Genomic DNA, 12,163 nt, shown 5'->3' with positions numbered 1-12,163 from the left:
TTTTGACGGGGTTTTCGGTAAACTGTCGGCCTTTCCGAAGCATCCACAGCCCCATCCGCCGATGTCCAGCACCCACGAAGTCCGTCCCGGCCAGTCAGTCGAACTGCTCAAGGAACTCCACATCCTGACGCGCGACGGCAAGATGAACCAGGACAGCCGCCGCAAGCTCAAGCAGGTCTACCACCTGTTCCAGTTCATCGAGCCCCTGCTGAGCGAGGTAAAGGACGCCAAAGGCGCCGTGTCGCTGGTGGATCACGGCGCGGGCAAGTCGTACCTGGGTTTCATCCTTTACGACCTGTTCTTCAAGGACCTGAAGGACAGCTCGCATATCTTCGGCATCGAGACGCGCGAGGAACTGGTCACCAGTTCGACCGCACTGGCGGAGCGCCTGGGTTTCCCGGGGATGTCGTTCCTGAACCTGTCCGTGGCCGATTCGATCACTTCGCCGGCACTGCCCGAAACCGTCGATGTCGTCACGGCACTGCACGCGTGCAACACCGCCACCGACGATGCCATCCGCTTCGCGCTGGCAAAACGCGCGCAGCATATCGTGCTGGTGCCCTGCTGCCAGGCCGAAGTGGCTTCGGTGCTGCGCAAGCACAAGGGCCGCCTGCTGGCCGGCAATCCGATGACCGAAATCTGGCGCCACCCGCTGCACACGCGCGAATTCGGCAGCCAGCTGACCAATGTGCTGCGCTGCCTGCAGCTTGAGGCGCATGGCTACCAGGTCAGCGTGACGGAACTGGTCGGCTGGGAACATTCGATGAAGAATGAACTGATCATCGCCCAGTACAAGGACTTGCCGCGCCGGCGTCCGGCCGAGCGGCTGCAGCAGGTGCTGGAATCCGTGGGACTGGAGGAACTGGGCGAACGCTTCTTCACGTCCGCCACGCCCGCCTAAGCGGAGGCGCGGCGTCGCGCCGCGTCCGTCAGCACGCCAGGGTCACCGCCTCAGAGGTCGCTCTTGCCGGCCATCCACTTGAGCCAGCCCGCGTGGCCCAGCTCGCGCAGGGTTTCCATGTTGCGCTCGTAGATGTCTTCGGCCTCGGGAAAGGCCTCCGCCGCGCGGGCGATGCTGTCCTCGCGCAGCAGATGCAGGATCGGATACGGCGCGCGGTTCGTGTAGTTCTCGATATCGTCCGGCGCCGTGCCTTCGAACTGGTATTGCGGATGGAAGCTCGCGATCTGCAGCGTGCCTTCCAGCCGCAGGCTGCCAAGCAGCCGGTCGGCAAAATACAGGAAGTCGTTGTACGCCAGGAAGTCGGCCAGCGCGTGCGGCACGATCAGCAACGTAGTATCCACCTGCTCCGGATCGGCTTCCGCCAGGCCTTTCAGCTCGCGCTCCAGGTCGTCCAGCACGTCCTCGTCGCGCGTGGCCTGACTGACCACGTACCGCACCTGCCCCTTCACGTGCACGCTCTTGGCGAACGGGCACAGGTTCAGGCCAATCACGGCACGCGTGAGCCAATGGCGCACATCGGCGACGATGCGCTCATCTTCCGGTCGGACGGCCTGGTCGCTCATCGTCACTGCCCTTTCTCGATGTGCAGCGCCACGGCTTCGGCCACTTCGATGCCATCGATGGCCGCCGAGTAGATCCCGCCCGCATAGCCGGCGCCCTCGCCGGCTGGATACAGCCCGCGCACGTTGATGCTCTGGTAGTCGTCGCGATTGCGGCGAATGCGCAGCGGCGACGACGTACGTGTCTCCACGCCCGTCAGCACGGCATCGTGCATCGCAAACCCGGCAATCTTCTTGTCGATCTCGGGCAGCGCCTCGCGGATGGCGTTGATGATGTAGTCCGGCAGCGACGTGCTCAGGTCGGTGGGCGTCACACCCGGCTTGTACGACGGCTCGACCGAACCCAGCGACGTGGACGCACGCCCGGCAATGAAATCGCCCACCAGCTGGCCCGGCGCACGATAGTCGCTACCGCCCAGTTCGAATGCGCGCTCTTCCCACTTTCGCTGAAATGCGATGCCTGCCAGCGGGCCGCCCGGGAAATCCTCCTCGGGCGTGATCCCCACCACGATGCCGGCGTTGGCGTTGCGCTCGGCACGGTAATACTGGCTCATGCCGTTCGTCACCAGCCGCCCCGGCTCGGACGCCGCTGCCACCACCGTGCCGCCCGGGCACATGCAGAAGCTGTACACGGCACGGCCGTTGCTGGCGTGGTGCACCACCTTGTAGTCGGCAGCGCCCAGCAGCTTGTTGCCCGCGAACTTGCCAAAGCGGCTGCGGTTGATCAGGCCCTGCGGGTGTTCGATGCGGAATCCCAGCGAGAACGGCTTGGCTTCCATGAACACGCCCCGGTCATGCAGCATGTGGAACGTGTCGCGCGCGCTGTGTCCCACGGCCAGGACCACGTGGTCGCACGGCAGGTAGTCGCCGTTGGAGAGCTTCAGCCCGCGCACCTGGCCGTTGTCGATATCGATATCGTCGACCCGCGTCTCGAAGCGGATTTCGGCGCCCAGTTCCAGCATTTCGGCGCGCATCTTCTCGACCATGCTCACCAGCCGGAACGTGCCGATGTGGGGCCGCGCCTTGTACAGGATGTCTTCAGGCGCACCGGCGCGCACGAATTCTTCCAGCACCTTGCGGCCGTAGTGCTTGGGGTCCTTGATCTGGCTGTAAAGCTTGCCGTCCGAGAACGTGCCCGCGCCGCCCTCGCCGAACTGCACGTTCGACTCCGGGTTCAGCACGCTCTTGCGCCACAGGCCAAAAGTGTCCTTGGTACGCTCGCGCACTTCTTTGCCACGTTCCAGGATGATCGGACGATAGCCCATCTGCGCCAGCAGCAGGCCGGCCAGCAGGCCGCACGGGCCCAGGCCGATCACCACCGGACGCGACTTCGGGCCGCCCTCCGGCGCCCTGGCCACGAAGTGGTACGTCATGTCCGGCGTGACGCTCCAGTTCGGTTTGCGCTGCATGCGCTTGACTGCCGCGGCCTCGTCCTTGACCTCGATGTCGATGATGTAGGTCAGCTTGATATCGTCGCGCTTGCGGGCATCGTGCGCGCGGCGGAACACCGTAAATCCGACAAGGCCGTCGCCCTTGACACCGATCTGGGCCAGATGGCTGCGCACGGCAGCTTCGAGGTCGCTCTCGACGTGATCGAGCGGCAGTTTGACTTCACTGAGACGTAGCATGGGGTACCGATTCTTCTGCGGCCTGGATGTCTGGTGGCCGGGCGTTACCCAGCAGGAGGCCAGAACGGCCGAGCCGCGATTTTAGCAGCGACCACAGCCCCGGGCGCGCCGCCGGCGTGACGATCCGCAACTGCACCGGCCCCTGCGCCACCAGCTGGTGCCAACCTGCCGTATCCATCACCCCTACGGCGCCCGCGCGCAGGTCCTGCGGCACCTGGCACACCTGCCCGGCCAGCCAGCGCGGCGCGCCCGCGACTGCCACCCGGCCTTGCTGGACATGCACCACGGCCCCGGCCTTCAGGTGCAGGCTCAGGCACTGGCCGGCGGCCAGGACAATCGTCTGGATATCTCCGGAAAGGGTCTCTGGGGATGTCATGGCGGCACTCCTTCGCAAATGAAAATCGTGCCACCAGCGTATCGGCGCCTCCGCCAGGCCAACAGGCACAAGCCTTTGCAGGCCCGACCAGAACAGATGCAAAACTTTGGCGCTGTTACGATACAGAGACACACCATCTGTATCTGTTCCAATGATCGCGCCCGCGCGATGATGCCGCCATGTCCGCCATTGCCCCAGCAGCCTCCGCCGCCCTCCCCGCTCCGCCAGCCTCGTCCGGCCCGCTCTACCAGCAGCTGGCGGGGCACTATCGCCAGGCGATTACGGCCGGCACGCTGGTGCCCGGCGATCGCATGCCGTCGGTGCGGGCGTTGATGGGGCTGCATGCGGTCAGCCTGTCCACCGCGCTGCAGGCATGCCGCGAACTGGAAGCCGCCGGCATGCTCGAAGCGCGGCCTCGTTCGGGCTACTTTGTCTGCGCACCGGCGCAGCCGGCGCTGGCGCCCATCGAGGAGCCTGTTCCCGGCCTGCCGGACCCGGCGCAATACGTCGGCATCCACCAGCGGATTTCGGCCATCCTGGCCCGCAGCAAGCAGCATCGGATCAACCTTGGCGGCGCCTGCGGAGCGCCCGAGCTGTACCCGACCGATGCCCTGCGCAATGCGGCCGTGCGCGCCCTGCGCCGTTACCCGGAGCTGTTCGGCACCTCGGTCGATTCCGATGGGCACCCGGCCTTCCGGGCGGCACTGGCGCGGCAGGCGCTGCGGTCGCGCATCAATGTCTCGCCAGAGGAAATCGTGGTCACGCACGGCGCCACCGAGGCGCTGACGCTGGCCCTGCGCGCGGTGGCCGGCCCCGGCGACGTGATTGCCGTGGAATCGCCCACCTACTACGGCCTGCTGCAGATCCTGGAAAGCCTGGGCATGCGCGCACTGGAGATCCCGTGCAGCCCGCAGACCGGCATCTCGCTCGAAGCGCTTGAGCTGGCCGCCCAGACCTACGCCAATATCAAGGCCGTGTGCGTGGTGCCGAACCTGCAGAATCCACTTGGCTGCGTCATGCCCGATGCGCACAAGCAGCGGCTCGTGGCGTGGTGCGCCGCGCGCGGCATCGCCATGATCGAGGACGACTGCTGTTCGGCCACGTTCGACGACGACGCCCCGCTGCCGGCCGCCAAGGCCTGGGACACCACGGGCACGGTGATCCATTGCGCGTCGCTGCACAAGGTGCTGGCGCCGGGCATGCGGCTGGGCTGGATCACGGCCGGCAAGTGGCAGGCCCGCGTGGAGATGCTGAAGTTCGGCCTGTCGCGCCCCAACGAGATGCTGACGCAGATCGCGGTGGCCGAGTACATGGGCACCGGCGCCTTCGACCGCCACCTGCGGCGTCTGCGCACGCAACTGCGCGTGCAGCGCGAATGGGTGGCGCAGAAGGTGGCGACGACCTTCCCGGCCGGCACGCGGCTCACGCTGCCGCGCGGCGGCCTGCACCTGTGGGTGGAAATGCCCGGCGGCGTATCGTCCGAAGCCGTGTTCGAGCAAGTGCTGGGCGACGGTATCCGCGTGATGCCCGGCGCCATGTTCTCGAACTCGAACCGCTTCAACCATTTCCTGCGACTGAACTGCGGCAACCTGCGTACCCCGGAGCTGGAGCGCGCGCTCGACACCGTGGCCGCGGCGGCACGCAGGCTGGCGGGCTGACACTGCCCGGATGGCACGACCCGCTGGCCGCTGACACTGGCTGTGGCTGGCGCTGACTGGCGGTGGCTGGCGCGCGCCAGCCACATCAGCACCGTCCCCACCGCCGTTTCTTTAGAAATCTCCCCACAAGCGACGCCCGCTCGCCTATGCTAGTGCGCGGTACGCCATCCATCACAAAAAGGGAGAACAACTTGGGGCACGCAACCGCCGCCTCGCGGCTCGACAACGACTATCAGACCCTGTTCCAGCTGGCCCCCGTGTCGCTCTGGCTGGAAGACTTCAGCGCGGTGCGCCAGGCGTTTGAACAACTGCGAGCCGATGGCGTCACCGACCTGCGCCGCCACCTGCGCGACAACCCCGACGAAGTGGCGCGCTGCTCGGCCCTGATCCGCGTGCTCGATGTGAACCAGCGCACGCTGGACCTGTTCCGCGCCAGCGATCTGGCCGACCTGGTGGCCAACCTCGACAGCGTGTTCCGCGACGACATGTTCGACCAGCATGTGGAGGAACTGGGCCAGCTCTGGGACGGCGGGCGGCATTTTTCCAGCCAGACCGTCAACTACACGCTTGACGGCGAGCGTCTCGACATCCGCCTGGAAGCCACGGTGATGCCCGGCCACGAGGCCGACTGGTCGCGCGTGCTGCTGTCGATCGAGGACATCACGGCGCGCGTGCGCACCGAGCGCGACCTGCGCCGCGCCCAGCAATACGCGGTGGGCCTGTTCGAGCATTCGCCAGTGTCGCTGTGGGTGGAAGACTTCAGCGCCGTGAAGATGCTGCTGGACGAAGTGCGCGCGGCGGGTATCACGGATTTCCGCACCTTCCTGAACGTGCATCCCGATTTCGTCTCGCGCTGCATGCAGGAAATCCGCGTGCTCGACGTGAACCAGCAGACGCTGACGATGTTCGGCGCGCCAAGCAAGGAAATCCTGCTGTCCCGCCTGGGCGACGTATTCCGCGACGACATGCGCATCCATTTTGCCGAGCAGCTGATCGACCTGTGGCACGAAAAGCTCTGGCAGCAGCGCGAGGTCATCAACTACGCGCTGGACGGCCGCTCGGTGGACGTCTTCATGCAGTGGTCGGTATTCCCGGGCCGCGAGGCCGACTGGGACCAGGTGCTGGTGTCGCTGACCGACATCACCGCACGCAAGAAGGCCGAGGCCTATGTGGAATTCCTGGGCAAGCACGACGTGCTGACCAAACTCTACAACCGCGCCTATTACGAGGACGAACTGGCCCGGCTGGGCCGCAAGGGCCCGTGGCCGGTCAGCGTGGTCGCGGTGGACCTGAACGGCCTGAAGGCCATCAACGACCAGTTTGGCCACGGCGACGGCGATGCGCTGCTGCGCCGTACTGGCGAGGTGCTGAAGAAGGCCGTGGGCGAACAGGCGTGCGTGGCGCGCATCGGCGGCGACGAGTTCATGGTGCTGCTGCCGGGTCGCGACGAACGCGGCGCGGCCACCGTGGTCGAGCAGATCCAGGAAGTGGTAGGCCTGAACAACCAGTTCTACCCGGGCGCGCGGCTGTCGTTCTCGATTGGCGCGGCCACCTGCACCCAGGGCGACCGGCTGACCGACACGGTCAAGCTGGCCGACCACCGCATGTACGAAGCCAAGCGGGCCCACTACGAGGAACTGGGCAATGAGCGGCGCCAGCGTGAATCCGATCCACGCTGACGGCCGAAGCCGGAGGATGAAAACCCGAGGACGAAAAAAAACCGGCAGTCACCTGCCGGTTTTTTTGTTTGCAGCCCTGCCGCCGGATCAGCGATCCAGCCGGGCCCAGCAGATCAGAGGAACACGATCAGTGCCACGCCGCCGATGATCAGGCCGAACTTGGTCACGTAATACAGGTTCTTGTTCCAGGACTTGAAACGGCGGCGGTACTGGCCGCCCAGCCACACGAAGCGGAACAGCTTGTTGATCGCGCCGGTCTGGTCGTTCTCGTCGTTCGGCGAGCTCGCGGCTGTCATCACCTTGCGGCCCAGCCAGTGGTTGACCGTGGCCGCCCAGCGATAGCGCATCGGGCGCTCGATGTCGCAGAACAGGATCAGGCGATCCGTGTCGCTCTTGTTCTCGGCCCAGTGCAGGTAGGTCTCGTCGAACACCACGCCCTGGCCATCGCGCCAGCTGTGGCGTTCGCCATCCACCTCGATGAAGCAGCGGTCGTCGTTCGGCGTGGACAGGCCCAGGTGGTAGCGCAGCGAACCGGCAAACGGGTCGCGGTGCGGGTTGAGCTTGCCGCCCGGCGGCAGTTCGGCAAACATCGCCGCCTTGACCGAAGGCATCTCGCGCAGCAGCGCCACGGTGTTCGGGCACAGCGTTTCGGCCGACGGGTGCTGGGCTTCGTACCACTTGAGGTAGAAGCGCTTCCAGCCGTACTTGAAGAACGAGTTGAAGCCGGCGTCGTCGTTCTTTTCGGCCGCCTTGATCTTGCGCATCGCGATCAGGGCCAAGCCCTCGTCCCGGATCTGCGGCCAGGCGGCTCGCAGTTTCTCCAGTTCAGGAAAGCGGTCGACACCGATGTACGGCGTGCGCGGCACGCCCGAGAACATGTACATGAAGCAGTTGACCGGTGCCACCAGTGCCGAATGGTCGAGCACCTGGCGCATGAACGGCAGCCGTACCTTGCCGCGGAAATGCACATACAGGATGGCACCCACGTAGGCGGCGACGATTATCCATTTGATCACCCGAAATCCCTCCAGGACAAACCCCGCCCCCGGGAGTGACCGGCTGGCCGTCAGGGACGGCCTGGGAGCGGAAAACGCGCTATTTTAGCCAAACGGCGAGCCCCACGCACCATGTGATGCATGAGACTCCCCGCAGGCCAGCGCGTTCAGGGCTTGCCGCGCGATTGCCGGGCGATTCGGTCGATCAGCACGCGCGCATCCTCGGCCTTGCCCTGCAGGGTCAGCAAGCGGGCATTGAGCACAATGTTTTCCAGCACCAGCTTGGCCGTGGACGCCCAAAGTGTGGCCAGCAGCGCCTCCTGCGACAGGCCCGAGGTTTCCAGTTCGGTGGAACGTTCGGCAATGATCTTGCACGCCAGTGCGCGCAGCTTCTCGTCATCGAACGGCAGGTTCGCGTAGTCGATGGGATCGGCCTTTTCCACCTCCACCATCAGTTGCAGCAGCATATCTTCGGTCATCGGCACACTCCTGGGGGCTAGCGGGTCATACGCGGAAATCGGCGGCCATGTCGGCGTCGGTACGCGCCTCGAGCCGGCCCGAGCGGCACGCCTTGACGAAGACGTCGTAGTCGCGCTCCACCTGGTCGGCATAGGCACTCGAATAGGCAATCATCGATTCGGCCATGCGGTCGTTGCTGCCCAGGTAACCGCTGATCTCGGCCGCCAGTCCGCCGGCCTTGGCATGGGCACGCGCCAGCACCCAGCCGCACACGCGGGCATAGGCGGACAGCACGTTGACGTCCATCAGTTCGATGTCGGCCGAGAACTTCATGTCGCGCAACTGCCGGATATAGAAATGGCGGCCGAACGGCCCCTTCGACCAGCCCAGGAAAAGGTCGCTGGCGGCCTGCATCAGACGCTGCCCCTCCACCACACGGCGCCCCTCGTGCGAGACCGCCGCCGACTTGAAGTAGCGTGCCACCACCGACCGGGTAGCCTCCTTGACCTGCAGGAACAGCGGCTTGCCATGGCTGTCGATCATCAGCTGGATCAGGCAGCGCGTGCCGACGCTGCCCACGCCCACCACCTTGAAGGCCATGTCGTGCAGCTTGAAGTGCGACAGCAGTTCGCGCCGGTCGCGTGCGAGCGTGGAGACATAGTCGCCAAAGCACTTCTCAACGATTTCGCGCGGATTGTCGACGGCCAGCCAATCGTCCGTGGCATTGAACAGCGTCTGTGCGCCGCGCACATGGAACACCGCGGGCGGCGCGTCGAGAATGCGCCATCGGTCGCCATCATGCTCGGACAGCTTGGGCAGCAGCGTTTCGTGCGTGCGCTCGGAGGCGCGCTCCATGGCGCGCCGGACTCGCTTCTGGATGTCGGGATCGTCCGTGACTTCCAGCAGCCGCTCAAACGTGATGCGGTCGTACCAGGTCTCCAGAATGCCCATCTCCGCGTACTCGGCCATGCGCTCGCGGTAGCTGGTCACCACTTCGTAGACCAGCTTGTCGGCGGCCTCTGTGCCGTGGCGCAGATGGCGTGCCGCCACCACGAAGCTCGCGGTCAGGCGCTTCAGGTCCCATTCCCAAGGGCCCGGGCTGGTTTCATCGAAATCGTTGACGTCGAACAGCAGCGCGCGCTCGGGCGTAGCAAATCCGCCAAAGTTCGACAGATGGCAATCACCGCAGATCTGGTGGATCAATCCTGTATTCGACGTGCCGGCGAGGTCGTGCGCCTGGATGATGGCGCTACCTCGATAGAACGTGAATGGCGACGCGATCATGCGCCCATAGCGCAAGGGGATCAGACGCTCCACCCGCCCGGCGCTGCTTTCCTCCAGCAGGCGAACCGGATCGCGATCGACGTTGCCGATCGATTCATGCGTGCGTCGCGGCACCTTCCGACGAAGGGCCTTGCCACGCTCAAGCCGTTCTCCAAGCTCTGCGACGTTTTCCACACTTGCCTCCACGCCCAGCGGGCCCAGGACAACGTTAGATTTTGTGCAGCATATGCAACCACGCTAAGACAAGTGCAAGGGCTTGTCAATTTGACACCGTACATTGAAAAAATGGTGATTGCGCCACTATGAAGCGCCTTCATCACATGCGACCGTGCTCTCAAAGAAAATCAGACGCCGGCCTACAAAATCGTCACAACTATCCGTGTAAGCTGTGGTCTCAATTTCGCATCGCCAACGAGAAGAGCAGCATTCATGACCAAGCGATTTCTTGCTGCCATGCGTCAATACGTATGGTTCAAGGGGGTAAAGCACCATGTGGTCCAGGGCGTCGAAGCGCTGGCCGACCTGCTGAAGTCCCCGTCTGTCGCGGCCCGTGCAGTGGCCGCCATCGTGTCCGAAACCGAACACGGCGTTCAGGTATGGGTATCCTATTTCGGCAAGCCGATGGATCCGCATACCAACTATGTGCTGTGGCCGACACGCGCATTGAAGCCCGCCCGACGACGTATCGTGGCGACGCCCCAGTTGCCGCCACGAGGCTAGCCTCGCGCGGCTGCGCCGAACCGTTCGCCCCGGTATCCCGGCAGTATCCCCACCTCAGTGTTTTCGTTGTTCGTCAAGGAGCCACCATGCCCGAACCGCAACATGATGAAGCACTGGTCAACAGCTTTCTGGAGCGCGTGTCGGCCCTGTCCGTCAGCGCTTTCGACGGCGCCGACGTGAACCAGGAACTGACGCAGGTAATGAATGAAGCCGCGCGCGCCTGCGGCGCCGGCGGCAACCTTGCCGTGCTGACATCCCGGCTCAAGGCCCGCGCCGAAGCTGCGGAACGCGAAGACCAGCCACAGGTACGCGACACGTTCAATCGCGCCGCGTCGCTGATCAAGGCCTGATCCCCTCCCCCTGACTACGTGCTCCCCGCCGGCCGAATGGCCTGCGGGGACGCTGCTCGTCCGCAGACGTTTCCTCATGCGATACGCAAAAGACGAGCGCATCCCGAGCCGCGCCAAATGCGGGGCGAGAAAGAAAAAAAGGAAACGGGAAGAGAAAGCAGGAGGGGAAAAGTAAAAGGGCTACACATGATGTGTAGCCCTTTCGAGTATCTGGTTGCGGGGGCAGGATTTGAACCTGCGACCTTCGGGTTATGAGCCCGACGAGCTGCCAGACTGCTCCACCCCGCGTCTGAAGAAAAAGATTATGCAACAATCCGGAGCACGTGGCAAGCGTTTTATGCACCATCAATAAGAAAAGGCCTCTGCGGGTGCGTCGAGGCCTTTGTGCATGATGGGATGGGCCGCGCATTATTGCCGCGCGAGCCCGCCAGTGAACGCTACGCGATACGTCTCAACGGCTTCACCGTGACACCTTCCAGGCCTTTCACGGCTTGCGACACATAGCGGTTCACGTGATCGAGCGCCTCGAGCTTGGTATCGAACGGTTGGCGCGGAAACGGATTGTGCCGCGCAATCAGAACTTCACCATCCTCGCGACGAATCACCTCGATCATGATGGCCCACTTGTCCTTGGGCAAGACGATCACTTCGTAGACGATCTTTAATCCTTCGTATTCGGGCATGGCGCGCTCCTTGTTTTCTACTGCTGGCGCGCACGGCGGCGCGCCTCAGTTCCAGACTAGGAGCCATCCCTCGATCCACGAATGATCTGGATCAAGTCAAAACCATTGAGGCCGGAATCGGCCTGTGATGCGCCATTGCACGCATTGCAATGAACTTTGCAGCGACGCCGCCGCGCCTATCGCGCCGGGCCAATCAGCTTGTCGATCAGCGCGTAGGCTGCGGAGAACGCCGCCACTTCGGCGGCATGGCGCGTGGCGAAGACGTGTGCACCACTGGCAAGCCGCTCGGTGTCGCCTGCGTCGGCGGGGTCCATGCCCTCCTGGGAGATGCGCACCTCGTAACTCCAGGTCTGCGTATCACCCACGCTGCCGGCCACGGCATCGTGATGCGAGGTCACCAGTACGTATGCGTCCATGCCGCGATAGCCTTCCACGCGCCAGTCGTCCTGTTGCATGTGTTGCCTCCGTGAGTGGCGATCAAAATTGAATTTGGAGGCAGCCAGCGCGCAGGTGTTCCGACCGCCCGTGCATACAGCATAGACAGCGAACGAAGCAGCAAGGAAAAGAAGGGAAAAACGAAGGGATGGGAGGGGGGGAATGAAAAAAGGGCTTCCGTTTCCGGAAGCCCTTTTCTCGTATAGGTTGGCGCGGCTGGCAGGATTCGAACCCACGACCCCTTGGTTCGTAGCCAAGTACTCTATCCAACTGAGCTACAGCCGCAACCGAGAAATGAGATTATATAGAAGTTTTCAGTTTTGTGAACCCCCTTCGCGCATTTTTTTCATCGACGAGGGTCGAGGGGCGCAACTT

Annotated in this window: 13 protein-coding genes and 2 tRNA genes; 5 read left to right on the top strand and 10 right to left on the bottom strand. The window is 64.2% G+C overall.

Going from position 1 to position 12,163, the window contains the following annotated elements:
- Positions 1–61 precede the first annotated feature (61 nt).
- Positions 62–901, top strand: a complete 840-nt coding sequence (locus ACOABP_RS13355) for a class I SAM-dependent methyltransferase (RefSeq protein ID WP_474225538.1) — start codon at positions 62–64, stop codon at positions 899–901.
- Positions 902–951: 50 nt separating this feature from the next.
- Here ACOABP_RS13355 and ACOABP_RS13350 read toward each other — a convergent pair whose 3' ends face one another.
- The 3 genes from ACOABP_RS13350 to ACOABP_RS13340 are packed head-to-tail and all read right to left on the bottom strand — an operon-like array spanning position 952 to position 3,525.
- Complete coding sequence (locus ACOABP_RS13350; RefSeq protein WP_474225537.1) at positions 952–1,524, bottom strand: DUF1415 domain-containing protein; 573 nt, start codon at positions 1,522–1,524, stop codon at positions 952–954.
- 2 nt (positions 1,525–1,526) lie between these two features.
- Positions 1,527–3,149 carry an NAD(P)/FAD-dependent oxidoreductase gene (locus ACOABP_RS13345; protein WP_474225536.1) on the bottom strand — a complete coding sequence of 541 codons (1,623 nt, stop codon included), beginning with the start codon at positions 3,147–3,149 and terminating at the stop codon, positions 1,527–1,529.
- Complete coding sequence (locus ACOABP_RS13340) at positions 3,133–3,525, bottom strand: hypothetical protein (protein WP_474225535.1); 393 nt, start codon at positions 3,523–3,525, stop codon at positions 3,133–3,135. The genes ACOABP_RS13345 and ACOABP_RS13340 overlap by 17 nt, the downstream gene beginning before the upstream one ends.
- 179 nt (positions 3,526–3,704) lie before the next feature.
- On the opposite strand from ACOABP_RS13340, the gene ACOABP_RS13335 reads away from it, so the two are divergent.
- Together ACOABP_RS13335 and ACOABP_RS13330 are read left to right on the top strand one after the other, a co-directional pair.
- Positions 3,705–5,183 (top strand): aminotransferase-like domain-containing protein, encoded by a 1,479-nt coding sequence (locus ACOABP_RS13335; RefSeq protein ID WP_474225534.1) that lies wholly within the window; start codon positions 3,705–3,707, stop codon positions 5,181–5,183.
- Between the two features lie 146 nt (positions 5,184–5,329).
- The gene (locus tag ACOABP_RS13330) at positions 5,330–6,862 is read left to right on the top strand and encodes a sensor domain-containing diguanylate cyclase (RefSeq protein ID WP_474225532.1); all 1,533 of its coding nucleotides are present in this window, start codon (positions 5,330–5,332) and stop codon (positions 6,860–6,862) included.
- Between the two features lie 113 nt (positions 6,863–6,975).
- Here ACOABP_RS13330 and lpxO read toward each other — a convergent pair whose 3' ends face one another.
- From lpxO to ACOABP_RS13315, 3 genes are all read right to left on the bottom strand, one after another.
- On the bottom strand, positions 6,976–7,878 hold the full coding sequence (gene lpxO, locus ACOABP_RS13325) for a lipid A hydroxylase LpxO (RefSeq protein WP_474225531.1): 903 nt from the start codon (positions 7,876–7,878) through the stop codon (positions 6,976–6,978).
- A gap of 146 nt (positions 7,879–8,024) precedes the next feature.
- On the bottom strand, positions 8,025–8,336 hold the full coding sequence (locus ACOABP_RS13320) for a hypothetical protein (RefSeq protein ID WP_101683333.1): 312 nt from the start codon (positions 8,334–8,336) through the stop codon (positions 8,025–8,027).
- A gap of 25 nt (positions 8,337–8,361) precedes the next feature.
- Entirely contained in the window at positions 8,362–9,774 is a 1,413-nt protein-coding gene (locus tag ACOABP_RS13315) for a DUF2252 domain-containing protein (protein ID WP_474225530.1), read from the bottom strand.
- A 255-nt stretch (positions 9,775–10,029) separates the two neighbouring features.
- On the opposite strand from ACOABP_RS13315, the gene ACOABP_RS13310 reads away from it, so the two are divergent.
- Both ACOABP_RS13310 and ACOABP_RS13305 read left to right on the top strand, forming a co-directional pair.
- Entirely contained in the window at positions 10,030–10,320 is a 291-nt protein-coding gene (locus ACOABP_RS13310) for a hypothetical protein (protein ID WP_474225529.1), read from the top strand.
- Positions 10,321–10,406: 86 nt separating this feature from the next.
- A complete protein-coding gene (locus ACOABP_RS13305; protein WP_474225528.1) occupies positions 10,407–10,670 on the top strand; it encodes a hypothetical protein in 264 nt (87 codons plus the stop codon).
- A gap of 211 nt (positions 10,671–10,881) precedes the next feature.
- Here the strand turns inward: ACOABP_RS13305 and ACOABP_RS13300 are convergent.
- From ACOABP_RS13300 to ACOABP_RS13285, 4 genes are all read right to left on the bottom strand, one after another.
- Positions 10,882–10,958: transfer RNA gene (locus tag ACOABP_RS13300), tRNA-Met, on the bottom strand.
- A gap of 149 nt (positions 10,959–11,107) precedes the next feature.
- Positions 11,108–11,353 (bottom strand): hypothetical protein, encoded by a 246-nt coding sequence (locus ACOABP_RS13295; protein WP_066739050.1) that lies wholly within the window; start codon positions 11,351–11,353, stop codon positions 11,108–11,110.
- 176 nt (positions 11,354–11,529) lie between these two features.
- Entirely contained in the window at positions 11,530–11,808 is a 279-nt protein-coding gene (locus tag ACOABP_RS13290; protein ID WP_474225527.1) for a hypothetical protein, read from the bottom strand.
- Positions 11,809–11,996: 188 nt separating this feature from the next.
- A tRNA-Arg gene (locus tag ACOABP_RS13285) sits at positions 11,997–12,073 on the bottom strand.
- Positions 12,074–12,163 lie beyond the last annotated feature (90 nt).

It is taken from the genome of Cupriavidus sp. HE11 (assembly GCF_056097175.1).
This window is presented reverse-complemented; position numbering and strand designations above follow the sequence as displayed.